This window comes from Stutzerimonas stutzeri, assembly GCF_051028275.1.
Taxonomy (GTDB): Bacteria; Pseudomonadota; Gammaproteobacteria; order Pseudomonadales; family Pseudomonadaceae; genus Stutzerimonas; species Stutzerimonas stutzeri_AS.
This window is the reverse complement of the sequence record NZ_CP069269.1, coordinates 4,118,043-4,142,656: the sequence shown is the minus strand read 5'-3', so window position 1 is coordinate 4,142,656 and position 24,614 is coordinate 4,118,043. Positions and strand designations below refer to the sequence as shown.

General features: G+C 63.3%; 24 protein-coding genes. 17 read left to right on the top strand and 7 right to left on the bottom strand.

Going from position 1 to position 24,614, the window contains the following annotated elements; translation table 11 throughout:
* Nucleotides 1-5: 5 nt before the first annotated feature.
* Nucleotides 6-1,127 (bottom strand): Re/Si-specific NAD(P)(+) transhydrogenase subunit alpha, encoded by a 1,122-nt coding sequence (locus tag JQR87_RS19280; RefSeq protein WP_407294168.1) that lies wholly within the window; start codon nt 1,125-1,127, stop codon nt 6-8.
* Between the two features lie 534 nt (nt 1,128-1,661).
* Here JQR87_RS19280 and gspE point away from each other — a divergent pair.
* The 9 genes from gspE (at nt 1,662) to JQR87_RS19235 (ending at nt 9,331) form a co-directional block, all read left to right on the top strand.
* The gene (gene gspE / locus JQR87_RS19275) at nt 1,662-3,173 is read left to right on the top strand and encodes a type II secretion system ATPase GspE (RefSeq protein ID WP_407294170.1); all 1,512 of its coding nucleotides are present in this window, start codon (nt 1,662-1,664) and stop codon (nt 3,171-3,173) included.
* A 175-nt stretch (nt 3,174-3,348) separates the two neighbouring features.
* Nucleotides 3,349-4,563, top strand: coding sequence for a GspF family T2SS innner membrane protein variant XcpS (gene xcpS / locus JQR87_RS19270; protein ID WP_407294172.1), 1,215 nt, complete (start codon nt 3,349-3,351; stop codon nt 4,561-4,563).
* A 5-nt stretch (nt 4,564-4,568) separates the two neighbouring features.
* Nucleotides 4,569-5,003, top strand: coding sequence for a type II secretion system major pseudopilin GspG (gene gspG / locus JQR87_RS19265; RefSeq protein WP_407294175.1), 435 nt, complete (start codon nt 4,569-4,571; stop codon nt 5,001-5,003).
* A 3-nt stretch (nt 5,004-5,006) separates the two neighbouring features.
* Complete coding sequence (gene gspH, locus JQR87_RS19260) at nt 5,007-5,582, top strand: type II secretion system minor pseudopilin GspH (RefSeq protein ID WP_407294177.1); 576 nt, start codon at nt 5,007-5,009, stop codon at nt 5,580-5,582.
* Nucleotides 5,579-5,986 carry a type II secretion system minor pseudopilin GspI gene (gspI, locus tag JQR87_RS19255; RefSeq protein ID WP_407294178.1) on the top strand — a complete coding sequence of 136 codons (408 nt, stop codon included), beginning with the start codon at nt 5,579-5,581 and terminating at the stop codon, nt 5,984-5,986. The genes gspH and gspI overlap by 4 nt, the downstream gene beginning before the upstream one ends.
* Entirely contained in the window at nt 5,983-6,699 is a 717-nt protein-coding gene (gene gspJ, locus JQR87_RS19250) for a type II secretion system minor pseudopilin GspJ (protein WP_407294180.1), read from the top strand. The genes gspI and gspJ overlap by 4 nt, the downstream gene beginning before the upstream one ends.
* A complete protein-coding gene (gene gspK / locus JQR87_RS19245) occupies nt 6,696-7,676 on the top strand; it encodes a type II secretion system minor pseudopilin GspK (protein ID WP_407294182.1) in 981 nt (326 codons plus the stop codon). Before gspJ ends, gspK begins: the two co-directional genes overlap by 4 nt.
* Nucleotides 7,677-7,679: 3 nt before the next feature.
* A complete protein-coding gene (gspL, locus tag JQR87_RS19240) occupies nt 7,680-8,822 on the top strand; it encodes a type II secretion system protein GspL (protein WP_407294184.1) in 1,143 nt (380 codons plus the stop codon).
* Nucleotides 8,819-9,331: a type II secretion system protein M gene (locus JQR87_RS19235; protein ID WP_407294186.1), complete on the top strand. Its 513-nt coding sequence runs from the start codon at nt 8,819-8,821 to the stop codon at nt 9,329-9,331. Before gspL ends, JQR87_RS19235 begins: the two co-directional genes overlap by 4 nt.
* A gap of 66 nt (nt 9,332-9,397) precedes the next feature.
* On the opposite strand, the gene JQR87_RS19230 is transcribed toward JQR87_RS19235, so the two are convergent.
* From JQR87_RS19230 to JQR87_RS19220, 3 genes are all read right to left on the bottom strand, one after another.
* The gene (locus tag JQR87_RS19230; RefSeq protein ID WP_407294188.1) at nt 9,398-10,801 is read right to left on the bottom strand and encodes an aminoacyl-tRNA deacylase and HDOD domain-containing protein; all 1,404 of its coding nucleotides are present in this window, start codon (nt 10,799-10,801) and stop codon (nt 9,398-9,400) included.
* Nucleotides 10,802-10,876: 75 nt separating this feature from the next.
* Nucleotides 10,877-12,952, bottom strand: coding sequence for an ATP-dependent DNA helicase RecG (gene recG, locus JQR87_RS19225; protein ID WP_407294190.1), 2,076 nt, complete (start codon nt 12,950-12,952; stop codon nt 10,877-10,879).
* 4 nt (nt 12,953-12,956) lie between these two features.
* Nucleotides 12,957-13,877 (bottom strand): hydrogen peroxide-inducible genes activator, encoded by a 921-nt coding sequence (locus JQR87_RS19220; RefSeq protein ID WP_407294192.1) that lies wholly within the window; start codon nt 13,875-13,877, stop codon nt 12,957-12,959.
* Between the two features lie 163 nt (nt 13,878-14,040).
* On the opposite strand from JQR87_RS19220, the gene JQR87_RS19215 reads away from it, so the two are divergent.
* The 4 genes from JQR87_RS19215 (at nt 14,041) to JQR87_RS19200 (ending at nt 18,260) form a co-directional block, all read left to right on the top strand.
* Nucleotides 14,041-14,901, top strand: coding sequence for an NAD-dependent epimerase/dehydratase family protein (locus tag JQR87_RS19215; protein WP_407294194.1), 861 nt, complete (start codon nt 14,041-14,043; stop codon nt 14,899-14,901).
* A 368-nt stretch (nt 14,902-15,269) separates the two neighbouring features.
* Nucleotides 15,270-16,442 carry a zinc-dependent alcohol dehydrogenase gene (locus JQR87_RS19210; protein ID WP_407294196.1) on the top strand — a complete coding sequence of 391 codons (1,173 nt, stop codon included), beginning with the start codon at nt 15,270-15,272 and terminating at the stop codon, nt 16,440-16,442.
* A gap of 121 nt (nt 16,443-16,563) precedes the next feature.
* Nucleotides 16,564-17,088, top strand: coding sequence for a transcriptional regulator (locus JQR87_RS19205; RefSeq protein WP_407294198.1), 525 nt, complete (start codon nt 16,564-16,566; stop codon nt 17,086-17,088).
* A gap of 239 nt (nt 17,089-17,327) precedes the next feature.
* On the top strand, nt 17,328-18,260 hold the full coding sequence (locus JQR87_RS19200) for an AEC family transporter (RefSeq protein WP_407294200.1): 933 nt from the start codon (nt 17,328-17,330) through the stop codon (nt 18,258-18,260).
* A 54-nt stretch (nt 18,261-18,314) separates the two neighbouring features.
* On the opposite strand, the gene JQR87_RS19195 is transcribed toward JQR87_RS19200, so the two are convergent.
* Nucleotides 18,315-19,262, bottom strand: coding sequence for a methyltransferase (locus JQR87_RS19195; RefSeq protein WP_407294202.1), 948 nt, complete (start codon nt 19,260-19,262; stop codon nt 18,315-18,317).
* 24 nt (nt 19,263-19,286) lie between these two features.
* A complete protein-coding gene (locus tag JQR87_RS19190) occupies nt 19,287-20,735 on the bottom strand; it encodes an iron-containing redox enzyme family protein (RefSeq protein WP_407294204.1) in 1,449 nt (482 codons plus the stop codon).
* 189 nt (nt 20,736-20,924) lie between these two features.
* Here JQR87_RS19190 and JQR87_RS19185 point away from each other — a divergent pair, with 189 nt between their 5' ends.
* Complete coding sequence (locus tag JQR87_RS19185) at nt 20,925-21,143, top strand: hypothetical protein (RefSeq protein WP_407294205.1); 219 nt, start codon at nt 20,925-20,927, stop codon at nt 21,141-21,143.
* Nucleotides 21,144-21,321: 178 nt separating this feature from the next.
* Complete coding sequence (locus JQR87_RS19180; protein ID WP_407294206.1) at nt 21,322-21,657, top strand: PilZ domain-containing protein; 336 nt, start codon at nt 21,322-21,324, stop codon at nt 21,655-21,657.
* Here the strand turns inward: JQR87_RS19180 and JQR87_RS19175 are convergent.
* Entirely contained in the window at nt 21,654-22,970 is a 1,317-nt protein-coding gene (locus tag JQR87_RS19175) for an MFS transporter (protein WP_407294207.1), read from the bottom strand. The two genes, JQR87_RS19180 and JQR87_RS19175, sit on opposite strands and share 4 nt — an antisense overlap.
* A gap of 226 nt (nt 22,971-23,196) precedes the next feature.
* On the opposite strand from JQR87_RS19175, the gene JQR87_RS19170 reads away from it, so the two are divergent.
* Nucleotides 23,197-23,628: an AAA family ATPase gene (locus JQR87_RS19170; RefSeq protein WP_407297886.1), complete on the top strand. Its 432-nt coding sequence runs from the start codon at nt 23,197-23,199 to the stop codon at nt 23,626-23,628.
* 103 nt (nt 23,629-23,731) lie between these two features.
* Entirely contained in the window at nt 23,732-24,427 is a 696-nt protein-coding gene (locus JQR87_RS19165) for a dienelactone hydrolase family protein (protein ID WP_407294208.1), read from the top strand.
* Nucleotides 24,428-24,614 lie beyond the last annotated feature (187 nt).

The window sequence follows — 24,614 nt, the reverse complement described above, 5'->3', positions numbered from 1 at the left end:
CTCCCTTAACCGTTGGTGCGTACGACCTGGCCGTCACGGCACATCAGGCACGCGGCGACGATGTCGTCTTCAAGATTGAGCTGGAATCGGGCTTCTCCATCGACCACCAGCTTGAGGAAGTCCAGCAGGTTGCGTGCGTATAGCGCCGAAGCATCCGCCGGCACGAGGGTCGCCAGGTTGGTGTAGCCAACCAGGGTCACGCCGTGCTTGACCACCACCTGATCGGCTTCGGTCAATGGACAGTTACCGCCCTGAGAGGCGGCGAGGTCGATTACCACCGAGCCGGGCTTCATCTGCTGCACGGTCTCTTCCTGCAGCAGCGTCGGTGCCTTGCGCCCCGGAATCAGCGCGGTGGTGATGATGATGTCGGCCTGTTTGGCTCGTTCGTGCACGGCCTGGGCCTGGCGCGCCATCCAGGACGCGGGCATCGGCCGGGCATAACCGCCAACACCTTCGGCGCACTCACGCTCTTCGTCGGTTTCGAAGGGCACGTCGACGAACTTGGCGCCAAGGGACTCGATCTGCTCTTTCACCGCCGGGCGGACGTCCGAGGCTTCGATGACCGCGCCCAGACGTTTGGCCGTGGCGATGGCCTGCAGACCGGCAACACCGGCGCCAAGAATCAGCACCCTTGCGGCCTTCACCGTACCGGCTGCGGTCATCAGCATCGGCATGAAGCGCGGGTACTGGTTGGCCGCCACCATCACCGCCTTGTAGCCGGCGATGTTGGCCTGGGAGGAGAGCACGTCGAGGCTCTGCGCGCGCGAGGTACGCGGCGCGGCTTCGAGGGCAAAGGCGGTGATCCCGCGCTCGGCCATGCGTGCGATGTTGTCATTGTCGAAGGGATTGAGCATGCCGATCAGAACCGTACCGGGCGCGATCTGCGCCAGTTCGGTCTCGCTCGGTGCGTTCACCTTCAGCAGGATCTCTGCTGCGAACGCCGCAGCGGCATCGGCGATGGTGGCGCCTGCCGCCTCGAAGGCACTGTCCGGAATACTGGCCTGTACGCCAGCTCCGCTCTGCACCGTCACCCGATGCCCTTGCCCGATCAGCTTCTTGATGGTTTCCGGTGTCGCGGCAACGCGCGTTTCACCGGGCCTGGTTTCGAGAGGAACACCAATGTGCATTGTTCTTGTTCTCCTGCTTGATCGTAGCCAGCGGACTTTCCGGTCTACCGGTCATCGCACCGCTGACGTTACTTATCGCCCGGCCACTGCGGATGGCGGCTGGGTGTGGATCGGCTTAACGGGCCCTTGCACATTGCTAAAAGCCTGCTGCGGCGCGGCATTCTGCAAGGACTGAAAAAATCAAACAACTGTTTTAACCAGAACGCAAGTGTGGCGGTTCGTTCACAACGTGACCGTTAGGTTGCTTCGTAACGCTGCAGCCAGCGTCGGTATTGGGTTCGACCTTAGTCTAAGGTTCAATACCCTGTTAGGCGCGGCGCACTCATGAATGACGGGTTATAGACGCGGTATTCGTCGGCGGCCTCGTCTATATTCAATCTTGGTGCTGGTTTTTTTGCGCGATGGCCCCGCTGCGCCAAAAAATCAGCGAGGGGTTTGAAATGTCATGCATGTCCTGTAGTCCATAGCTGTTGGTCGCGTCGGATCGGACCGCCGGCCAACACGAATCGCACCCACTGCGAGAAAATATTGCGCATGGCCGAATTAGACTTGAACGAGATCACCCTGCTTGAGGAACCGTTGCCGCGACGGTTGCCTTTCGCCTTTGCCCGCCGTCACGGAGTGCTCCTGCTGGAACGCCCCGAGGGCTTGCGCTTGTGCGCTCGGGAGGGCGCGCCGCTGACTGCGCTGCAGGAGGCGCAGCGTATCGCCGGTGGGCCGTTGTCGATGCAGTGGTTGGCGCAGGACGAATTCGAGCAGGCCCTGAGCGCGGCCTATCAACACGATTCGTCGGCGGCGATGCAGATGGTCGAGGGCCTCGGCGACGACATGGACCTGCACAGTCTGGCCGACCAGATCCAGGAAACCGAAGACCTGCTGGAGCAGGAAGACGACGCACCGATCATCCGGCTGATCAACGCGATCCTCGGGGAGGCGATCAAGGAAAACGCGTCGGATATTCACGTCGAAACCTTCGAGAAACGCCTGGTCATCCGCTTCCGTATCGACGGTATCCTGCGCGAGGTGGTACAGCCCAAGCGCGAGCTCGCGGCCCTGCTGGTGTCGCGGATCAAGGTCATGGCACGGCTGGATATTGCTGAGAAGCGTATCCCGCAGGATGGGCGGATCTCTCTCAGAGTCGGTGGACGCGAGGTGGACATTCGTGTCTCGACGCTGCCTTCGGCCAATGGCGAGCGGGTCGTTTTGCGCCTGCTCGACAAACAGGCCGGGCGGCTGACGCTCCGCCACCTGGGCATGAGCGATCGCGACAGGCGTGTGATGGAGCAGGCGGTGCAGAAGCCCCACGGCATCATCCTTGTCACCGGCCCGACCGGCTCGGGTAAGACCACCACGCTGTATGCCAGCCTGGTCACGCTCAACGATCGTACGCGCAACATCCTTACTGTTGAGGACCCGATCGAATACAACCTCGAAGGCATCGGTCAGACCCAGGTCAACACCAAGGTCGACATGACCTTTGCTCGCGGCCTACGCGCCATCCTGCGTCAGGACCCGGACGTGGTGATGGTTGGCGAGATTCGTGACCAGGAGACGGCCGACATGGCGGTGCAGGCCTCTCTGACCGGTCACCTGGTGCTGTCGACCCTGCACACCAACAGCGCCATCGGCGCCGTCACCCGCCTGGTGGACATGGGCGTCGAGCCGTTCCTGATCTCATCTTCGTTGCTTGGGGTGCTGGCCCAACGCCTCGTCCGGGTGCTGTGTAATGACTGCAAACGCGCCTACGTGGCCGACGAGGCTGAATGTGCACTGTTCGGCCTCGATCCCAGCGAGGCCCCGACGCTCTACCACGCCGAAGGCTGCGATGTTTGTCGCCAACTGGGTTACCGCGGACGGACCGGCATCTACGAGCTGGTGTTATTCGATGACACCTTGCGCAGCATGATCCACACCCGCGCGGCCGAGCAGGACATGGTTCGCCACGCCCGGCGTCTCGGTCCAAGCATTCGGGAGGATGGGCTGCGTAAAGTGCGCGAAGGGGTGACGACCATCGAAGAAGTGCTGCGCGTGACGCGGGAGGAGTAACGGTGAAGAGTTCGTTTGGTTTCACCGAAGGGCTTGCAGTCCCGATCGCGCCCGTGGGTGCTTTGTCTCGCTGTGGTGATGACGTCCAATCTGCCCCCTCTCACACCGGCGTTGACGTTGTGCGGGAGCGGTCTGGACTTCGGGCTTTCACCCACATAGGCGAAGTCCCGCGCTAATGGCCGCGTTCGAATACATCGCCCTCGACCCACGTGGGCGTGAGCAGAAGGGCCTGATCGAGGCGGACAGCGCGCGCCAGGCGCGGCAGCTGTTGCGCGAAAAGCAGTGGTCGCCGCTGGACGTCAAGCAAGCAAAGGCCAAGGAAGACAGCGGCGGCGGAGGCTTCGCCTTTGGCCGTGGGCTGTCGGCGCGCGACCTGGCACTGGTAACCCGGCAGCTGGCGACCCTCGTTCAGGCCGCGCTCCCCATTGAGGAAGCGCTACGTGCGGCGGCGGCGCAATCGTCGTCGCAGAAGATCAAATCGATGCTGCTGGCTGTCCGGGCGCGGGTGATGGAGGGGCATAGCCTGGCGGGATCGCTGCGTGAGTATCCGTCGGCCTTTCCCGAGCTTTACCGCGCCACCGTTGCGGCGGGCGAGCATGCCGGCCACCTCGGGCTGGTGCTCGATCAGCTGGCCGATTACACCGATCAGCGCCAGCAATCGCGGCAAAAGATTCAACTGGCGCTGCTCTACCCGGTGATCCTGCTGGTCGCCTCGCTGGCCATCGTTGTGTTGCTGCTGGGCTATGTCGTGCCGGACGTGGTGAAGGTGTTCGTCAACACCGGACAACAGCTGCCGGCCCTGACCACAGGCCTGATTGCCGTGAGCGAAGTGGTGCAGCGCTGGGGATGGCTGATCTTTGTAGGCCTCGTGGCGGCAGGCCTGGCGATGCGGCAGGCACTGCGTGATGAGAAGATCAAGCGCCGCTGGCATGCCTTCATCCTTCGCATTCCGCTGGTGGGGCGTCTGGCGCGGGCGACCAACACTGCGCGCTTCGCCTCGACACTGGCGATCCTTACGCGCAGTGGCGTGCCGCTGGTGGATGCACTCGGGATCGCTGCAGCGGTAATCGCCAACCTGCGCATCCGTGACAAGGTCATCGAAGCTGCACAGCGCGTGCGTGAGGGTGGCAGCCTGACGCGCGCACTGGATGCCACGGGTGAGTTTCCCCCGATGATGCTGCACATGATCGCCAGCGGCGAGAAGTCCGGTGAGCTGGATCAGATGCTGGCTCGTACCGCACGCAATCAGGAAAACGACCTGGGCGCGCAGATTTCGCTGATGGTGGGACTTTTCGAACCCTTCATGCTGGTGTTCATGGGGGCTGTGGTATTGGTAATCGTGCTGGCGATCCTGCTGCCGATCCTTTCTCTCAATCAACTGGTGGGCTAGTGAGAATGACGTTGAACGAACATAAACAGGGTGGCTTCACCCTTATCGAAATCATGGTCGTGGTGGTGATCCTCGGGATCCTCGCCGCGCTGGTAGTGCCACAGGTGATGAACCGTCCGGATCAGGCCAAAGTCACTGTGGCCAAAGGCGATATCAAGGCCATCGGCGCCGCCCTCGACATGTACAAGTTGGACAACTATTCCTACCCCAGCACCCAGCAGGGGCTGGATGCGCTGGTGGAGAAGCCCAGCGGCAATCCGCAGCCGAAGAATTGGAACCGCGACGGCTACCTCAAACGCGTCCCGAAGGACCCATGGGGCAATGAATATCAGTACCTGTCGCCCGGTACCCAGGGCCCGTACGACCTGTACTCCTATGGTGCCGACGGCAAGCAGGGCGGTTCCGACCTGAACGCGGATATCGGTAACTGGGACCTCTGATCCATGCCCCAGGCGCGCCGGGAGGGCGGCTTCACGCTGATCGAGCTGTTGGTGGTGATCGTCATCCTCGGCAGCCTGGTGGGCCTGGCAGTGCTATCGACCGGCAACACCAGCTCATCGCGCGAAATTCGCGACGAAGCGCAGCGCGTAGCGACCCTGATCAGCCTGATGGCGGACGAAGCCGTACTCGACAGCCGTGAATACGGCTTGCTGTTCGATCGGGACAGTTACCGGGTCATGCACTACGACGAAGCCGATGCACGCTGGCGCGATGCCGGTGATCGTGAAGCGCACCAGGCGCCCGAGTGGATGCGCCTGGAGCTGGAGCTGGACGGCACCCCGCTGGAGCTGGTGACGCCGGTCAAGCGCGAGGATGACCCGGCGGGCCTGTCCAACGACGAGGACCGGGAGCGCCGGCGTGCGCCCCGCGTGCAGCCGCAGCTGCTGATTCTCTCCAGCGGTGAGCTGTCTCCCTTCACCCTGACCCTGTCCGATCAGCGCCCTGGCGGAAGCCGCTGGACGGTGTCGAGCGATGGCTTCCGCATGCCCCTTGCCCAGCCGGTAGAGGGACGCCGATGAGTCGCCTCCATGCGCGCTCACATGGCTTCACGCTGTTAGAAGTGCTGGTGGCGCTGGCGATTTTTGCCATCGTCGCCGCCGTGGTGCTGACCGCGGCCGGGCGCAGTGTCAGCAATGCCGGGCGGCTGGAAGCGCTGACCCTGGCCGGCTGGATTGCCGACAATCGGCTCACCGAGCTGCAGCTCCAACAACCGGCCCCGAGCGTCGGCCGGGAAGACACCCGGCTGGAATTCGGTGGGCGTCAATGGCAAACCCTGAGCGAAGTGGAAACCAGCGGCACGCCCGGGCTGTTGCGCATTCAGGTTTGGGTCGCGGCCGCCGAGCAGCAGCGCGGTGTCGGCGCCGGCGCTATCGAAGAGCGTGCAGTGACCAGCCTGACGGGCTTCGTTGGCGTCGACCCATGAAGATCTGGACGCGTCACGCCATGGCAGGCTTCACGCTGCTCGAATTGTTGATTGCAATCGCTCTGTTTGCGCTGTTGGGGTTGGCCACCTACCGCATGCTCGAGGCGGTGATGCGCAGCGACGAAGTGGTGCGCGCGCAGGAAGTCCAGCTGCGCGAACTCGGGCGTGCGATGTGGAGCCTGGAGCGAGACCTTGTCCAGGCCATGCCACGACCGGTTCGCGACGGCTACGGCGATGAGCAGAATGCTTTTATCGGCCAGATGGCTGGCGCCGAGGACGGCGTGTCGCTGGAGCTGACCCGCAGCGGGTGGCGAAATCCCACGGGTATGCGCCGGTCCAATCTGCAGCGGGTGCGCTGGCGGTTGGTGGGCGACACGCTTGAACGGGTTTACTGGGTCGTGCTCGACCGCGACGTAGACAGCGAGCCACGGGTGCAGCGCGTGCTCGACAACGTGCTGGCGCTGCGGCTGCGCTATCTGGATGCTGAGAACAGCTGGCACGAGGAATGGCCGCCGTTCGAGTTCGGTCGAGGTGATCCGGACGAACAGGCCCGGCGCCTACCCCGCGCCGTGGAGGTCTCGGTGGACCACCAGCGTTACGGCACCATTACTCGCCTGCTACGGCTGCCAGACGGCCCGGCACCGGCGCCGCAATTCGTGCAGCCCGACTCGCAGGGCGTTCCGGAGCCGGGCGGCGTGGGAGAAATGCAATGAGGGGCCAGCGCGGCGTCGCGCTGATCACCGTGCTGCTGGTGGTCGCCATTGTCACGGTGATCTGCGCCGGCATGATCGCCCGTCAACAGCTGTCGATCCGAGGCACCGGCAACCAGCTGCAGGCACGTCAGGCGTGGCATTACGCCTTGGGTGGGGAAGCGCTGGCGCAAACCATGCTGCGCCGCGATCTGCAAACGTCCGAGGGCACCGGGCAACCGCCAGTCGATCATCTGCTCGAACCTTGGGCATTGCCGCAACCGGCGTACGATCTTGACGAAGGTCAGGGGCAGGTTCAGGTACGTATCGAGGACATGGCCGGGCGCTTCAATCTCAACAGCCTTGTGCAGGAACAACAGCCCAACGCGGCAGCCATCGCACAGTTTCGCCGGTTGCTGCAGCGCCTGCAGATCACCGAACCCTATGCCGAGCGGCTCGTTGACTGGATAGACAGCGACCAGCAACCCAGCGGCGAACTGGGCGCAGAGGACAACGCCTATCTGCTGCTCGATCCGCCTTATCGGACGGCGGGCAGGCGGCTCGAGGATATTTCCGAGCTGCGCCTGCTGCTAGGCATGCGCGACGAAGACTTTCAGCGTCTGGCGCCCTACGTCAGCGTGCTCCCGGCCGATACGCCTCTGAACGTCAACACGGCCAGTGCTATGGTGCTGTCGAGCCTCGCTGACAGCCTCAGCCCCAGCGCCGCCGAATCGCTGGTCAAGGCACGGCAGGCCGCCCCGTTTCGCGACACGGCCACGTTCATGGCGCAACCGGCGCTTGGTGGTGTCCAACTTCAAGGCACCAACATCGCGGTGACCAGTCAATTCTTCCAGGCCATCAGCGAGGTGCGCCTGGGCGATCGCCGCCTGGCGCTGGTGAGCCGCTTACGGCGCGAGGATAACGGCGACGTTCGGGTGCTTCAGCGCAACCTGGGTCAGCCGCCACGGCTGCCCCGACCAACCAACGACGGAGATCGATAGCCGATGGACTGCCTGTTTTTGCCCCCTGATTGCGGCGCCCGAATCGACAGTGATACCCGTGTTTACTGGTTGCCGGGCGAAGGCGACCACGGCTGGGTGCCGCTGGAGACTGTTATCGAACGGGCGCCCGCGGCGGTGACCCTGGTGCTGCCGGCCGAGGTCTGCAGCTCGTTCGCGGTCAATCTGCCGACGCGAAAGGCGCGCTGGGTCAATCAGGCGCTGGCCTATGCCGTGGAAGAATTGCTCGCCGAAAACGTCGACGACCTGCACCTGACCCATGGCGATGCGCTGGAAGACGGGCGCCGTCGTGTCATCGCCATCCGCCGACAGTTGCTGGCCGGCTGGCTGGACGATTTGCAGGCACTCGGCCTGACCATCGTCGCAATTCATGTCGATGCCGACTTGCTGCCACGCGACGGCACGCAGCTGCTGTTCATCGATGGGCGCGCGCTGCTTGGCGGCAGTCCGGAGGCCCGGCTGGCCTTTGACAGTTCGCAATGGCCGCACCTGGCCGGGCAGTGCCCCGCGCCGCGTCATGGACATGGCACCTTCGATGCGGCGCCCTCACCGCTGGACGATTATCAGCAGTTGGACGAGCCCTATCGCTTCCTTGCCTCCGGACGCGCCGCTGCGCTTAATCTGGCGCAGGGTGACTTTGCCTTTCAGGCTGCAGGTAGCGGGCTGGGCCAATGGAAGCCCGTCATGATCGTGCTGGCGCTGGCACTGGCGGTGCAATTGGTGTTCAACCTGGTCCAGGCCTGGACGCTGGAAAGCCAGGCCGAGCGCTATGCCGACGCCAGTCGAGCGCTCTACACAGAGCTGTTTCCCGAGGATCAGCGCATCGTCAATCTGCGTGCGCAGTTCGACGCACACATCGGCCAGAGCACCGGCGCCTCGGCAGAATTCATGCGCCTGCTCAACGAGGTGGCATTGGCAATGGCCGAGGGCATTCCGGTGTCCATCGGCCAACTTGATTTCAACCAGGCTCGGGGCGACCTTGCCCTTCAGGTACGCGCCAGCGATTTCGCCGCGCTCGAACAGCTGCGCCAGCGCCTGGGGCAAACCGGGGAGAGCGTTCAGTTGGGGTCGGCCAGTCGTGACGGTGATGCCGTCAGTGCGCGTGTTGTGATTGGAGGCAGAGGATGAACCTGAGACAACAGATGCGCGTGCGCCTGGCCGAGTCGCCGTTGTGGCTGCGTTGGCAACGTCTACAGCCTCGCGAGCGCCTTTCGCTCAGCCTGCTGGGCGCTTTTCTGCTGGTGGTGCTGTTCTATCTGCTGCTCTGGCAGCCAGCGCAGCAGCGCGCCAGCAATGCACGGGATTACTTCGAGCAAGAGCGTGCCTTGCATGCCTACCTCGAGCAGAACACCGAGCTTGCACGGCAGATGTCGCGTAGTAATCCGGTTTCACTGGCACCCGATCAGCTGCAGGGACTGGTGACGCAAAGCGCACAGCAGAGGGGCCTGGTTATCGAGAGTTTCGATTTCGGCAATGACGGCAGCCTGCAGGTGACGCTCCCCGGCGCGTCGTATGGAGTGCTGCTGCGCTGGTTCGATGAGCTGCAGGCCGCTGGCGCGAGTCTCGCCGAGGTCAGTATCAGCCAGGTCGGAGAAGGGCTGGTCGACGCCCGGGTCAGCTTCCGTGCGGACGGCTAGACCGTCGCGCAACGAAAGCGGCAGTTCGCTTCACTTGGCCAGCATCGCCTCGATTGCGCGGCTGACTTACTGCGAGGGCTGGACCTGCATCGCCAGGGCGCGGAGCGCGGCTTCTGCGTCCAGCACTTTGCTGACGACCTCGTTGGCTTTCTCACGGCTCAGCCCGAGGCGGTCGAGCAGATCCTGCGGAACCTCGCTGTAGGGGCCGGAGCCGATGCCACGGTTGCGCAGCAGCTGAACTGCAAGACAGACAAGGTTGGCGTGCCCGGCATGTTCGCCCTGGTAGTGTGGGTCATGCTGAAAGCGCAGCGCCGCGGCCAGCTCGTCCGGCATGCCCCAGTAACGCATCAGCCAGGCGCCGATCTGCTCGCGGGTGATGCCCAGCAGGTGCTGTTCGATGACGCTATGGCTCAGGTGCGGATTGACCTCCATGTGTCGGCAGATCAGCGAGAAATGAGGTGGGAAGACGTGCGCCAGTACCAGGTAGCCGAAGTTGTGCAGTAACCCTGCAAGATAGCTGATGCCCGCCTCGGGGCGCTGAGTCCTTGGTATGGCGCGGTTGAGACCTTCGATGACTGCTGCCGTGTAAATCGATTGCTGCCAGTAGGGTGTGGCCTGCTGCGGCTGATCCTTGGGCAGGCTCAGGGTCTTGCCCAGCGCGAGCCCGAGCGCCAGATTGATCACCAGATCGAAGCCAAGCACCCGCACGATCGCGTCCTCTACCGAGCGGATCTTGCCGGGCGCGCGGTAGTAAGGCGAAGCGGCCCAGCTGACCACCTGCGCGGCCAGTGCCGGGTCGGTTTCGACCACGCCAGTGATGTCATCCACCGTGGCGTCCGGATCGACGCGCAGCTTGATGATTTTCTGCGCCGTCTGCGCCAGCGGTGGGATTTCAATGGTCTCTTCGAGCCGCTTCTGGATACGTCGTGCGGTAAAGCTCTGCACTGCCAGGGTGATCTCGGCGCTGTCTTCCTCGGGGCGGTCGAGATTCGGCTGAATCGTGCTGACAGGCACGGCGAACTGTCCGGCGCTGGCCTTGCTGAGCAGTTGCTTGAAATCGTGGCTGGCCATCTCAAGCAAAAGGCCGGGATGCCCGCTGTCGATGAACAACAGTGGCTGCTGTAGCAGGCGCTCTTCATACAGGCAGGGTGAGCTGGTCAGTGGCGGCAGCCCCGGCAGTACCTGCAGGCTGTGCTTGGCTAGCATGCGTGCCAGGCGGTCCGGCTTGACGGCCAGCAGCTGACGGCCAGTGAGCTCACCCAGACGATTCAGGTCAAGCAGGTGATCCCGCGGGAACAGCACAAGCAAGGCACCGATGGCATCATCCACCAGCACCACCTGTACCCGCTTTGCCGGGTCCAGCTCGGGGCTGTCGTCGCGTGTGCGGTAGGGCAACCCCAGCTTTTCAAGGAGCTGGACGATCAGGGCGGGTGGCGTAATTGAAGTTGTTCTATCGACAGCCGAGTTCATGAGCATGATCCGTCTTATTCCCGTGCGCCGCAGTATAGCGTCAGGTTTAGTCCGGTTAGGGTTTACCGACGAGCGTCAGACCTGACCGTATTGCTGGCCGTGGCGCAGCCAGCGTTCCAGTAACGGGCTGACGTGTTGCGGCCAATGTGCAAGCAGTGCTTGCGCAGCATCTCGGACGGCGGGAAGCAGGTCCGCGTCACGCATCAGGTCGGCGACCTTGAACTGCAGCAGACCGGTTTGCCGGGTGCCCAGCATTTCTCCTGGGCCGCGCAGCTCCAGATCCTTCTCCGCGATGATGAAGCCGTCGCAGGTTTCGCGCATGATCGCCAGCCGTTCGCGTCCGATCTGCGAAAGTGGCGGGTGATAGAGCAGCACACAATGACTAGCGGCACTGCCGCGACCGACCCGTCCGCGCAGTTGATGCAATTGAGCGAGCCCAAGGCGTTCCGGGTTTTCGATGATCATCAGGCTTGAGTTCGGCACGTCGACACCGACCTCGATCACGGTAGTGGCGACCAACAATTGCAGCCGGCCTTCCTTGAATTCTGCCATCACAGCTGCCTTTTCCGCAGGCTTCATGCGACCGTGGATCAGCCCCACATTCAGCCCGCCGAGCGCCGCGGAAAGATCTTCGAAGGTGGTTTCCGCTGCCTGACAGGTCAGCTCTTCAGACTCCTCGATCAGGGTGCAGACCCAATAGGCCTGACGCCCTTCGTTGCAGGCTGACCGCACCCGCTCGATGACCTCCAATCTCCTGCTATCAGCCACCAGCACCGTGTTGACCGGTGTACGACCGGGCGGCAGTTCGTCGAGGATGGAGGTGTCCAGATCGGCATAGGCGCTCATGGCCAGCGTGCGTGGGATGGGCGTGGCGGTCATGATCAGCTGATGCGGGCAGAGCCGGCCTTCAACGCCTTTGCGACGTAGCGCCAGGCGCTGCTGGACGCCGAAACGGTGCTGCTCGTCGATGATCACCAGGGCCAGGCGACGGAACTGAACCTCGTCCTGAAACAGCGCATGGGTGCCCACCACCATAGGGCAACCGGCCGCGATGCGCTCAAGTGCCGCGGCACGGGCTTTGCCCTTGAGTTTGCCGGCCAGCCAGGCGACTTCGATGCCCAGCGGTTCCAGCCATTTGCAGAAGGTCATGAAATGCTGTTCTGCAAGGATCTCGGTGGGTGCCATCAAGGCGACCTGATAGCCCGCCTCCAGGGCCTGCAAAGCGGCGAGGGCGGCCACAACGGTCTTGCCGGCGCCCACGTCACCCTGGACCAGGCGCAGCATGGGTTCGTTCTGAGCGAGGTCGTAGGCGATCTCGGCACCCACGCGTTGCTGCGCGCCGGTGGGCTGGAAGCCGAGGTTGGTCAGGTAGCGTTGCGGCAGATCGCGCGCGACCGGCAGTGGCGGCGCGTGCTGGGCGCGACTGCTTTCGCGCAAGCGTTGCATCGAGAGCTGGTGAGTCAGCAGCTCCTCGAAAGCCAGCCGATGCTGCGCCCAGTGGCGGCCCTCGGCAAGTTCTTCGAGGTCGGCATCCGGAGGCGGTCGGTGCAGGTAGCGGATCGCTTCATCCAGCTTCGCCAGCCGGTAGTCACGGGTCAGCTCGTCGGGTAACCAGTCGGGCAGGCTGTGCGGGCCAAGCCGAGCCAGCGCTTGCGCCGTGAGCTGGCGCAGGCGCTGCTGCGTCAGGCCCTCGGTGGTCGGGTAGATCGGCGTAAGCGTCTGCTCGACGGCCACCGGCTCACTGTCAGTAAGCGCACGGTATTCCGGGTGATAGATCTCCAGGCCCGATGCACCGGGCCTGGCTTCGCCATAGCAGCGCACCTGGGTGCCACGCTTGAGCGCTTCTTTCTGCGCCTGGCTGAAATGGTAGAAGCGAAGGCTGAGGCTGCCGCTGCCATCATGCAGGCGTACCAGCAGGCTACGGCGCCGCCCCATCACCACATCGGCACCCGTGACGGTGCCTTCTACCACCGCGTCCTGGCCGGGACGCAGTGCGCCGATCGGCACGATGCGCGTGCGGTCCTGGTAGCGCAGCGGCAGGTGAAACAGCAGATCCTGCAGGGTTTCCAGGCCGACCTTGGCGAGCTTTTCGGCCAGCGCCGCCCCGACGCCCTTCAGTGCGGTCACCGGTACCGCTGCCAGCTCGCTCATGGCCTCAGGCGTTCGCAGCCGGCGGTTTGGCGACTGAGCACAGGCGAATGGAGTCGGCCAGCACTTCGATGGCTCTCGGCCGTGGGAAGCTGGCGCGCCAGGCAATGGCCACGGTACGGAACGGCACCGGCGGCGTCAGCGGACGGATGTCCAGCACGCCGGCCGAGTAGTGGTGACTATCCACTGCAGAGAGCGGCAGGATCGATACGCCCAGCCCCGACGCGACCATGTGACGGATGGTTTCCAGCGACGAGGACTCGACCGTTGTGTGGCTCGGCGCCTCGCCCTTGCGCGTGGTCGGGCAGGCTTCGAGGACCTGATCGCGAAAGCAATGTCCTTCACCCAACAGCAGCAAGCTTTTGTCGTTGAGCATCTCGCTGTCGATGGTTTCCCGCTTCGCCCAGGGGTGGCCGGCAGGCATCAGCACGTAGAAGGGCTCGTCATACAGCGGCAGCGTCAGGACGTCGGCTTCCTGGAAGGGCAGCGCGATGATGATCGCGTCCAGTTCGCCGGTGCGCAGCTTGTCGCGCAGGATGTGGGTGAAGTTCTCTTCGATATACAGCGGCATGTCCGGCGCCACGCGATGCAGCTGCGGAATCAGGTGCGGGAACATGTAGGGGCCGACAGTGTAAATCGCGCCGACCTTCAGCGGCGCGGCCAGCTGATTCTTGCCGGCCTGGGCCAGCTCACGAATGCTCTGCGCCTGCTCCAGTACCTTTTGCGCCTGGGTCACGATGCCTTCACCGACCGGCGTCAGCCGCACCGCGCTTTTGGTCCGCTCGAAAATCAGCACCCCAAGCTCATCCTCGAGCTTCTTGACGCCTACCGACAGGGTCGGTTGGCTGACATGGCAACGTTCGGCCGCGCGGCCGAAGTGGGATTCCTGGGCGAGCGTGACGATGTAGCGCAGTTCGGTCAGTGTCATAGTGTGATTCCATCAGAGTGCTGGTTAGCATAGCCTTTGCTCGTGTTCGAACCAACTGGCCAATAGCCGTTCCCTTATAGGTGATCAGCGGAAATATGCTGACAGCAGTACACTCAGGCAAGGCGGGCCGGATGAGGGCCTGCACGGTTAAGGAGCAACCGCCATGGCAATTCGTCCCTCTGTAATGATCGCCGGTTGCGGCGACGTCGGTAGTCGTCTCGGGCTGAAACTCAGCCGGGAAGGCTGGACGGTATATGGGCTGCGCCGCGAGGCCGCCAGCCTGCCGGTGCCGATTCTGCCGGTCAAAGGCGACTTGTCTGCAGCAGAAGTACCGCGTGGCTGGCCAAACGGCAAGCTGGACTATGTGGTGTACGCCGCTTCGGCCAATCAGCATGACGAGCCTGGGTATCGCCAGGCCTATGTAGAAAACCTGCGCAATGCGCTTCGCTGGCTGGAGCAGCGGGGACAACGGCCGAAGCGCGTTTTATTTGTTTCCAGCACCGGGGTCTACGCGCAGAACGATGGTGAGTGGATCGATGAAGCCTCGGCCACCGAGCCCACGGGCTATACCGGTCAGGTGATGCTCGAGGCTGAACGGCTGGCACTCGAGTGCGGTTTTCCGGCGACGCGAGTGCGCATGGCCGGGCTCTACGATCCGGTGCGCCCATGGATGCAGAATCAGGTCCGTTCGGGGCTGCGGGTCGAGCGTGACCCGCCGCAGTACAGCAACCGCATTCACCGAGACGACGCGGCCGCGCTGCTGGCGTGCCTGCTGCAGACCGATCTGGCCGGGGGCGCTCTCGAAGACTGTTACCTCGGCGTGGATGACGACCCCGCGCCGCTGCACGAAGTCGTCGACTGGCTGCGTGAACGGCTGGGTGTCACCCATTGGGCCGAACAGACCATGACCCGCCGCGCTGGCAGCAAGCGCTGCAGCAACGCGCGCGCCCGCGCCCTTGGGTGGGTGCCGCAATATCCCAGTTATCGAAACGGTTACGCCTCCATCCGCCCGGGTAAAGGCTGAACAGCAACGAGGCCCGCACGGATCGCCGCGCTTTCTCTAGAAGCCAGCGGGACGCCCAGTCCTTACTGGCGATCCGTGTTCTTCGTCGCGCCGAGACCTGATGCATTGGTTCGAACGTGCTCTGAACAGTTGATATAACGTTCCAACTCGGCACCGAATGATCACGCTTCGTCGGTGATATCGCTTCATTGCGCATAAATCAGGCAACTCTGCCGGCACGCTGCTTACTAAAAATCTGATAGCACGTACGCCGTACACCCTGCCGCATGGCAGCAGTCGGGTCAGGAGCAGCAGCCGCAGCGCGGCGAAGACATCAGGAAGAACAACCACGGCGGCGTTTTCGAACACCGAAGCAGGAGATTTTTCCAATGAGAGCCCTTCGCTGGCACGGTAAGCACGACATTCGCTGTGACAACCACGTACCCGATCCCTCTATCGAGGACCCGCGTGACGCCATCATCAAGGTGTCCTCCTGCGCCATCTGCGGCTCCGACCTGCACCTGTACGACGGCTTCATGCCCGGCATGCAGCACGGCGACATCATGGGCCACGAGTTCATGGGCGAGGTGATGGAAGTCGGCTCGGCGAACAAGAAGCTCAAGGTCGGTGACCGCGTGGTGGTGCCTTTCACCATCGTCTGCGGCGAATGCGACCAGTGCCGGCGCGGCAACTTCTCTGTCTGTGAGCGCACCAACCGCAACAAGGATGTCGCCGACAAAGTCTTCGGCCACACCACCGCCGGTTTGTATGGCTACACCCACCTTACCGGCGGCTACGCTGGGGGACAGGCCGAGTTCGTTCGTGTGCCCTATGCCGACGTCGGCCCCGTGGTGGTCCCGGACGGCATGACAGACGAACAGGTGCTGTTTCTCGGCGACATCCTGCCCACCGGCTGGCAGGCCGCGGCGCAATGCGACATCCAGCCCACCGACACGGTAGCGGTGTGGGGCGCCGGCCCGGTCGGTCAGTTCGCTATCCGCAGCGCGGTGATGATGGGTGCCGAACAGGTCATCTGCATCGACAACGTGCCCGAGCGTCTCTCCATGGCCCGCGCCGGCGGTGCCATCACCATCAATTTCGATGAGGAAAGCGTGCTCGAGCGGCTCAAGGAGCTGACCCGCGGCAAGGGCCCGGAGAAGTGCATCGACTCGGTCGGCATGGAGGCGCACGCGGCGCGTTCGATCGATTCCATGTACGACCGCGCCAAGCAGGCGCTGATGATGGAAACAGACCGCCCGCACGTGCTGCGCGAAATGATCTATGTCTGCCGCCCGGCGGGCATCATTTCGATTCCTGGCGTCTACGGCGGGCTGATCGACAAGATCCCCTTCGGCGCGGCGATGAACAAGGGCCTGACCTTCCGCATGGGGCAGACGCACGTCAACCGCTGGACCGACGACCTGCTCAAGCGCATCCAGGAAGGTCAGATCGACCCATCCTTCGTCATCACCCACAGCGTCAGCCTTGAGCAGGGTCCGGAGATGTACAAGACCTTCCGCGACAAGCACGACGGCTGCATCAAGGTGGTTCTCAAACCCTGAGCCTGACCCTGTGAGAACGGCAGTGTTCGGCCGATTGCCTGGCTGACCCATGCGCGCGACGTTCTCACGGGGCTCGATAGTGCGGCCTCGCTACTCGAGGCCGCTACTGAGGAGGTATTTTATGAGCGTTCCACATCGTGTCACCCATACTAACCATTCAGCCCGCACGCTGGCCCGGGGCCTTGGCTGGTTCAGCATCGGCCTGGGCCTGGCCGAAGTGTTGATGCCGGCGAAGCTGGCGCGGTTTCTTGGTGTGCCCGGCAACGAAGGCCTGATCCGAGCCTGCGGCGCGCGGGAAATCGCCACAGGCGTTGGCCTGTTGCTCACTGATGATCCCAAACCCTGGATTTACGGGCGCATCGGTGGCGATGCGCTGGACCTGATCGGCCTGGGCCTGAGCATCGAGAACGGTACCGAGCAGGTCAATGCGGCCATTGCCGCTGGTGCTGTGGCCGGCATCACTGCGCTGGATATTTCCTGCGCTAAGGGCTTGGCGACCGAGGAGCAGCTGGTCATTGAGTGGGATTACAGCGACCGCAGCGGTTTCCCGCAGGGCGCTGATGCCATGCGTGGCCGTGTCGAAGCGGAGTTCGCGGCCGGGCGCGCCGAGCCGAACGGCTACAGCCCTTCGATGATGCTGCATTGAGGTTCAGGTCAGAGCGAATCAAGGAGTGGCCTGATGTCACGGTATCGCCCGGCTGGGCGATACCGTGACATCACAGCAGTCGATATCTCGTTTGGGCCAAATCATCGAACATCAGCTATCGACCTGTGCCCGGTAGCCCGCGACGCATCCATTCTTTGCTAAGGTTTGCCGCCGGCTTGCCCCGGCCCAACTGTCCCGCACAGCCAGCCTGCTGTCGGTAAACCTGCCGTTGAGAATCCATGTCCGCCGTCGTCAATGTTGTCCTGCCTGTTTTTGCGCTGATCTTTCTAGGCTTTATCTGTCGCCGTACCGGTCGCATGGGGCCGACCGGGGCTTCCGAGCTGAATCGGTTCGTGGTCTGGCTTGGGCTGCCGGCGCTGTTGTTCAGCGTCGTAGCCAACTCAACCTGGCAGCAGCTCTGGCAGCCGGGCTTCATTACGGCATTCTCGGTAGGCTGCCTCGGCGTGTTCGGTTTCACGCTTGGCTACCGGCTGTGGCAAAAGCACCCGTTGGCTGACGCCAGCCTCGATGCGCTCGGTGCGTCCTATGCCAATACCGGCTACATCGGCATTCCGCTGTGCATGCTGGTGCTTGGCGATGAAGCACTGCAGCCGGCCATGGTCGCGTGCATTGTGGTCGTCTGCGTGCTGTTCGCCATTGCGCTGGCTTGCGTGGAAACCGGGTTGCATGCCGGGCAGGGTTTCAACCAGACGCTGCGAAAGGTGAGCGTCGCGCTGCTGCGCAACCCACTGGTGGTGGCGCCGATGCTGGGTGGGGTGTGGGCGGCGACTGGGTTGGACCTGCCGGTCCCGGTCGCGACGCTGCTGAAGCTGTTGGGTGCGGCGGCGGCCCCTTGTGCGCTGGTTTCGCTGGGGTTGTTCCTGGCGCAGCCGCAGCCGGGGGGCAACGTGAATGGCGTATGGCCGCTGGTCACGCTGAAGCTCGTGGTGCAGCCATTGATCACCTGGCTCCTAGCATTTCAGGTCTTCGAGCTGCCCGCGCTGTGGGCCTATTCGGCGTTATTGCTGAGCGCGCTCCCTACCGGGACCGGCCCCTATATGCTCGCCGAGTTCTACGGACGCGAGGCGTCGAGAGTGTCGCGCGTGGTGCTGCTATCGACGCTTGGCTCGCTTGTCACGCTATCGGCCTGCCTGGTGCTGCTGCCGGTGTAGGATACAATCGCGAAGCGCTTCTGCTGGGCGTCGAGTCGCGTGCTGCACGCCGCTTCAATCAGCCGGTCGAGTCACTTCCAGCACCACTGCTGCGATCCGATCACACTCGGTATAGGCGCCGTCGAGCAGCTCCTCGCCAAACACGTCGGGGTCGACTTCCCGGTAACGCCAGTCCATCCCGCGGCCTTCGAGGCGTTGTTCTATCTCGCGGCGGAAGGGGTCCTGATTGCCCTTCATTGCCACACCGGTATAGAGCAGCAAGGTGCCGCACGGGGCGAGACGCTGCAGCGCACTGTCGAATATCGCCAGGGACAGCCCGGCCCCCAGAGGCCCGCCGCCGTGTCGATAGGCGCGCTCGTCCGGATCGATCAGATACGGCGGGTTGGCGAGGATCAGGTCGAATTCACCGTCCACGTCATTGAGCAGATCGCTATGGCGGGCACTGAGATTGTCTGCCCCGGCCAGTGCTGCGTTGATGCGGGTCATGCGCAGTGCGGAGGGGTTGATGTCCACCGCGAGCACTTCTGCCTGCGGCCGCGCCAGCGCCGTTAGAATCGCCCCGGCGCCGGAGCCGCAACCGATGTCCACGGCGCGCCCGATGTGGCCCTTGTGATTGTTCAGGTGGGCCTGGATCGCATTGGCGAATCGGTAAGTATCCGGGCCGAAGAACACGGCGTCCGCTGCGTTGGTGGGGTAGGCGGAGTGAACGAACAGTTGGCCGTCGAGGCTCGATACACGCACCCGGCTTCGCCAGCCTGAATCGCAGGGTGCAAGCGCGCCCGCTTGATCCATCAGGCTGAAGATCGCCGGTGGTAGCAGCTCGTGCTGAAACGGGCGGCTCCAGCCGAAGACGCCCGCCAGGTCCTTCGCCAACTGGTTCTCGACCCGCGCGTTGACCCGTTCATGGGTCAGTGGCGTAGGCGTGATGAAGTGGTAGCCGCGCTCGCGCAGCGTCTGGACCAGCTGCAGCAGCGCGCGGTCCTGGGCAGTTTCCGTGGTCATGTCAGATTCCCTGGCGAGTTCGCCTTAGTTGAACAATCCGGTGAAGATGCGAGTGGCGAGCAGTCCCGCTGCGCTGTGGTGGCGGGTCGGAGCCAGCAGCGGCAACAGGTGGCGCATGCGCGCCTCGCGTGTCGGCAGTTGGGTCAGTTGTTGTTCGAGCAGCAAGGTCTCCTGATCGAAATCGCTTACCGGAAGCCCCTGATCCACGAGTGTCGGCTTCGCCGTCCGCTCGGTAGTCATCCGGCGGCGGTTGTTGAACGGCACTTGGCGTTGAGCCAATGACGGGTGCGGCTTGCCTCGGGTGGGCGATTGCTGGGCCAGCCAGTCGCCGGCAATCCAATCGTGGATCAGTTGTTGCTCGTGGGCGCTGAAAACCCCAAACATGGGCGCCTGTTCCCCGGTGATCAGCTGCCAGAAGCGACTGTTTTGCGGATCCTCGTTGCGTTTTATCCAGCTGCGCTGCTGTAGCGTCTCGATGAATTGCGGGATCTGTTCGGGCTCGGCCAGCCATTGGTTCACGGTACGGCCATCGAAGCGGCAGTAGTCGGAATGCACGAACTGACCGACGCCGGCCTTTTTTTCCAGCACACGCACCACTTCCTGCTCGGGATCGAAGCCCGCGATGACCGAAAGCGTGCTCGCACCCAGATCATTGAGGCGATAGCCGTTCATGACCCGGCGGTAGAATGCTTCGCTGTCGCCCACCTGCGGCCAGGCGGCGAGCAAGCCTTGGATCGCCTTCTTTGCATGGCCGTTGTCGGCATTGTCGACTGTCACATGCAAGGTGAAGTAATAGGGATCAATGCCCAGCTCGGTCAGCTCGTAGGCGCTGATCAGCAGATGCAGCGGGAGCTGTTCGTAGCCAAGGTTGAACCCGATCACCTCGGGCAGGAACTGCTCGGCGTGCTCGGCCAGCGCCAGCTGTATGGCACCCTGAACGAAATTGTCGTCATCCAGGTTCTGCCAGTCATCACAGCCCTGGCTGGCGAGCAGCTTGCGGTAGAGCACCACGTGATTTTTTTCCGGCTGACCTTCCCCCAACTCCTCCAGATAGGTCTGAATCAACGAGGTGAAGCGTGCGTCGTCCCAACGCTGCAGCAGCCCATAGAGCCAGGCGCCATCGACCAGCTTGGTCGGCGCTACGCCACGCAGAAAGTGCAGTGCATGGGCCTTGCTCGTGAAGTAGCGGCGTGGACCGCCGGCGCGACGCGCGTCGAGGTAGGCCTGATACTGCCCACCGACCTTGGCGGTATGCGCGTCCAGCCAGTCCGCGAGCCCGGCCGGATCTGGCGGCAGGTCGCAGGGCAGCGCGGATGCCTCATCCAGCTGTGCATTGAGATAGTCAACGGCGCGGTTACGGACGGCTGCGTCGTCGGGCGCATCCAGCAGGGCGAAGTAAAGCGCCCTGGATGGCGCTGCCACCTCGCAAGTCACGGGAGTGGTATCGACGGGCAGGCTTCGATTCAGTTGCATAGGTTCACACGGCGGCAGTGGGGAAACCCCCAGATGATTTTTGGGCCGTCGGTGTGCCGGATAAGTTCAGCGCGCCTGCCGAATGGCCGGCTATCTCGGAAAAACCTGATGCAACTTCTTCGATTGGGCGTCTTCCTAACCTATGGGGATGCCGAGCGGTGTCCGAATGCGCAACCAGACGGAGGTCCCATGAATCAATCTGAACGCGGCACGGAAAATCTGAAGACGATCAACGACCGCAACGATGAGCGTGTCGACCAGGCGAGCCGGACCACTAACGGCGAAGCCGCCGGCGGCGACCGTGACGATGTACCAGGCGGCGCTTACAACGTCCCGCCGGGAATGGCGGACGAGGTAAGCGATGAAGACGCGGTGAAGCGCGACAAGCAGAATCGCCCCGAGCGTTAGTCCATAGCGGAGCGTGGGTCAGCCCCCCGCTCCGCTGCCTGAAAATAAAATCGGGCGAGCGCTTAAGTTCCGTTGTGTTTTGGTCGCCTGCAGCCTTTAAGTACACTGCCACGGCCATGCTCGGGAGGACGCTCCCGGCGTGTCGCGTGACAGGAAAAAGGACTGCCAGAGCCTCGACATGCGCCAACACAGCCGACTCACCTTTCGCCACCTCAGCCGTATCCAGGTCACCAATCGACTCAGCGGCGACCCTATGGGCTATGTGGCTGACCTGTCGATTGGCGGGTTAAGGCTGGTCGCGAAGCAGCCTTTGGGCATGAGCGGCTGCTATGAAATGTGCCTCCATGTGCCGACCGTAGGTGATCGAACCCGTGAAGTGCAGGTCGTGGTGCTCTGCCAGTGGGTGCGCAAGGACTCCCGTCGCGACAGTTTTGAAATGGGCTTTTCCCTGGATCGCCCGAGCGATGACTACACCCGGTTGATTGGGGAGTTGATGCCCAAGCGGCGCGATTAGCGATTCACCACCTTGGCCGGCAACGCGATGACCAGCAGCGAGCCGAGCACCAGACACGCCGCGAAAAACCACAGCGCCACACCGCTTTCTCCGGTGATATCGAGCGTGACGCCAATCAGCGTATTGCTGACCAGCCCGGCAATGTTCGCCAACGAGCAGGCCAGGGCGAAGCCGGTCGCCGCCGCGGTGCCAGTGAGAAAGGTCGCCGGCAGGCTGAAAAACACCGGAACGGCGCCGATGATCGCGGCCTGAGCGATGGAGAACAGCAGGACTGTTGCCATCACGTTATCGGTGAATGCGGTACTGGTTGCCATCGCCGCAGCGCCAATCCAGAACGGCAGAATGATGTGCCAGCGCCGTTCCCGGAAACGGTCGGAGCTGGCACCCAGCACGAGCATGCCGAGCACCGCGGCGATGCTGGGCACAGCAGTCAGCAGGCCAATGTCCGAGACATCGCTGACGCCGGCGTTGCGGATGAATGTCGGCATCCAGAAGCCCAGGGCATAGGCGCTCAGCAGAATCGCGAAATCGATACCGCCCAGCATCCACACCTTGAGGTTGAAGAACCCCTGACGAAAGGTCTCGCCGCTGGCAGGGCTCTGCGCCTCATCGAGGGTCAGGTCGCGCAGCACCTGGCCCTGCTCTTGGATGTCCAACCAGTCGGCGCGCTTCGGACCGTCTGGCAGCATGCGCAGCGCCAACAACCCGAGCATCACGCTTGGGATGCCCTCCAGCAGGAACAGCCATTGCCAGCCATACAGGCCTTGCACCTGATCGAACGCACCGAGAATCCATCCGGACAAAGGCGCGCCGATCACGCTCGACAGCGGCAGGCCGATCATGAACAGCGCAATGATTCGCCCACGGCGATAGGTCGGGAACCACAACGTCAGGTAATAGAGCACGCCCGGCAGGAAGCCCGCCTCGGCGACGCCCAGTAGCAGGCGCACCACGTAGAACTGGGTGGGTGTGGTGACCAGCATGGTGCAGGCGGACAGCACGCCCCATGTGATCATGATCCGGGCGATCCAGACCCGCGCACCGACGCGCTTGAGGATTAGGTTGCTGGGTACTTCGAAGAGGATATAGCCCACGAAGAACAGGCCTGCACCAAGGCCGAACGCCGCTTCGCTGAGCTGCAACTGCTCGGCCATCTGCAACTTGGCGAAGCCGACATTGATGCGGTCCAGATAAGCCGCCAGGTAGCAAAAGCAGAGAAACGGAATCAGCCGCCAGGCGATCTTGCGATAAAGGCGCGGGTTGTTCGGCTCGCCGCTCGTGGGTCGGGTGTCTGGCGCGGGCGCCTGGGGCATCGGTCGTCTCCGTTTTGAGCTGTTTTGAGCTGTTTTGAGCAAGGCTGGCATGTTAATGGATGCCGGGCTGCCGAGTCAGAAGCTCTGACCCGAGGCCCGCGGCGGAATGTTCCGCGTCGCCTCTGCCGTGATGACGGGCGGCGAAACGCTATTGAACGCGGTCCGCCTGCAGGCGCCCAAAGAACATCGCCGGAACATGGCTCCTATATAGGCAAATCCAGTGGAAATGATTCTGCTCATTGGTATCCAGGCGGCCGGCAAGTCCACCTTCTATCGGCGGCAGTTCTTCGATACTCACCTGCGTCTGAACCTGGACATGCTGCGTACTCGTTATCGCGAGCGGACCCTGTTCCAGGCGTGCCTGCAAACCCAGCAACGGCTCGTGATCGACAACACTAACCCCAGCATCGCCGAGCGTGCCGCCTATATCGGCCCGGCGCGGGGCGCCGGCTTTCGCGTGATCGGTTACTTCTTTGAACCCGACCCGCGCGGCTGCGCAGCGCGCAACGAAAGCCGCGTCCGACAAATCCCGCCAGCGGGGCTGTTCGGCACGCTCAAACGGCTGCAGCGACCGACACTCGGAGAAGGGTTCGATACGCTGTACCGAGTGGTGCTGGACGCCTCCGGTGAGTTCATCATTTCCGAGTACGAAGGATGAGCTGGCGCGAACTCGACACCCTCTGACCTGTCGCACCTGTTCGACCGGTGCTCTTCGGTGCGCCTGATAAGGTCCGGTAACTCGCAACCCAATGGAGACAGGCATGACTTCACAGTGGATCGACATACCCGCGCAAGACGGCAACACCTTCAAGGGCTACCTGGCACTGCCGCCGGCGGGCCATGGCCCCGGCATCGTGCTGATTCAGGAAATCTTCGGTGTCAACGAGCACATCCAGTCCGTCGCCGACCAGTACGCATCCGATGGTTACGTGGTGTTGGCGCCGGACCTGTTCTGGCGCAGTGAGCCAGGCGTCAAGCTCGGCTATGACGGCGACGACTGGGAACGGGCGTTTGCCCTGATGAAAGCGCTGGACTTCGACCTCGCCATCGACGACCTGCGCCGCAGTGCCGAGCTGCTTCGTGAGCGCGACGACTGCAATGGACGTGTGGCCTCGGTGGGTTACTGCATGGGCGGTGTGCTGTCCTACCTGTTGGCTGCCCACTCAGGCGTCGATGCCGCCGTCTGCTACTACCCCGGCAGCATCGAAAAGCGTCTGGATCAGGCCGCGAACATCAAGTGCCCGACGCTGTTCCACTTTGCCGAGGAAGACGACCACATCGACAGCGATGCGGTGGCCGCCGTGCAGGAAAAGATGGCGCAGGTCGGCCAGGCGCAGATCGAGACCTACCCGGGCGTTGACCACGGCTTCAACTGCTGGGCGCGGCCGATGTACAACCAGAACGCTGCGGCGCTGGCGCATGGGCGTAGTCTGGTGTTTCTGGCTGAGAATCTTTAGGCGATTCAAGCGGCCCTCGTTGGCCCTGAGGGGTGTAGGCAAACGCTGCTGGCAGCTTGAGCACCAAGGGACCGTGATCGCGAGCAAGCTCGCTCCTACAGGCGCAGCCCTTGGGCGAGCTCCGCACCTATAGGAGCCAGCTTGCTGGCGAACCGAGCGACCCCTCGGGTGGAGCGACCGCAACGGA

Bases quoted from the DNA above. Each gene is read 5' to 3' on its own strand.
- JQR87_RS19280 (WP_407294168.1), bottom strand. From the start codon at position 1,127: ATGCACATTGGTGTTCCTCTCGAAACCAGGCCCGGTGAAACGCGCGTT.
- gspE (WP_407294170.1), top strand. From the start codon at position 1,662: ATGGCCGAATTAGACTTGAACGAGATCACCCTGCTTGAGGAACCGTTG.
- xcpS (WP_407294172.1), top strand. From the start codon at position 3,349: ATGGCCGCGTTCGAATACATCGCCCTCGACCCACGTGGGCGTGAGCAG.
- gspG (WP_407294175.1), top strand. From the start codon at position 4,569: ATGACGTTGAACGAACATAAACAGGGTGGCTTCACCCTTATCGAAATC.
- gspH (WP_407294177.1), top strand. From the start codon at position 5,007: ATGCCCCAGGCGCGCCGGGAGGGCGGCTTCACGCTGATCGAGCTGTTG.
- gspI (WP_407294178.1), top strand. From the start codon at position 5,579: ATGAGTCGCCTCCATGCGCGCTCACATGGCTTCACGCTGTTAGAAGTG.
- gspJ (WP_407294180.1), top strand. From the start codon at position 5,983: ATGAAGATCTGGACGCGTCACGCCATGGCAGGCTTCACGCTGCTCGAA.
- gspK (WP_407294182.1), top strand. From the start codon at position 6,696: ATGAGGGGCCAGCGCGGCGTCGCGCTGATCACCGTGCTGCTGGTGGTC.
- gspL (WP_407294184.1), top strand. From the start codon at position 7,680: ATGGACTGCCTGTTTTTGCCCCCTGATTGCGGCGCCCGAATCGACAGT.
- JQR87_RS19235 (WP_407294186.1), top strand. From the start codon at position 8,819: ATGAACCTGAGACAACAGATGCGCGTGCGCCTGGCCGAGTCGCCGTTG.
- JQR87_RS19230 (WP_407294188.1), bottom strand. From the start codon at position 10,801: ATGAACTCGGCTGTCGATAGAACAACTTCAATTACGCCACCCGCCCTG.
- recG (WP_407294190.1), bottom strand. From the start codon at position 12,952: ATGAGCGAGCTGGCAGCGGTACCGGTGACCGCACTGAAGGGCGTCGGG.
- JQR87_RS19220 (WP_407294192.1), bottom strand. From the start codon at position 13,877: ATGACACTGACCGAACTGCGCTACATCGTCACGCTCGCCCAGGAATCC.
- JQR87_RS19215 (WP_407294194.1), top strand. From the start codon at position 14,041: ATGGCAATTCGTCCCTCTGTAATGATCGCCGGTTGCGGCGACGTCGGT.
- JQR87_RS19210 (WP_407294196.1), top strand. From the start codon at position 15,270: ATGAGAGCCCTTCGCTGGCACGGTAAGCACGACATTCGCTGTGACAAC.
- JQR87_RS19205 (WP_407294198.1), top strand. From the start codon at position 16,564: ATGAGCGTTCCACATCGTGTCACCCATACTAACCATTCAGCCCGCACG.
- JQR87_RS19200 (WP_407294200.1), top strand. From the start codon at position 17,328: ATGTCCGCCGTCGTCAATGTTGTCCTGCCTGTTTTTGCGCTGATCTTT.
- JQR87_RS19195 (WP_407294202.1), bottom strand. From the start codon at position 19,262: ATGACCACGGAAACTGCCCAGGACCGCGCGCTGCTGCAGCTGGTCCAG.
- JQR87_RS19190 (WP_407294204.1), bottom strand. From the start codon at position 20,735: ATGCAACTGAATCGAAGCCTGCCCGTCGATACCACTCCCGTGACTTGC.
- JQR87_RS19185 (WP_407294205.1), top strand. From the start codon at position 20,925: ATGAATCAATCTGAACGCGGCACGGAAAATCTGAAGACGATCAACGAC.
- JQR87_RS19180 (WP_407294206.1), top strand. From the start codon at position 21,322: ATGCGCCAACACAGCCGACTCACCTTTCGCCACCTCAGCCGTATCCAG.
- JQR87_RS19175 (WP_407294207.1), bottom strand. From the start codon at position 22,970: ATGCCCCAGGCGCCCGCGCCAGACACCCGACCCACGAGCGGCGAGCCG.
- JQR87_RS19170 (WP_407297886.1), top strand. From the start codon at position 23,197: ATGATTCTGCTCATTGGTATCCAGGCGGCCGGCAAGTCCACCTTCTAT.
- JQR87_RS19165 (WP_407294208.1), top strand. From the start codon at position 23,732: ATGACTTCACAGTGGATCGACATACCCGCGCAAGACGGCAACACCTTC.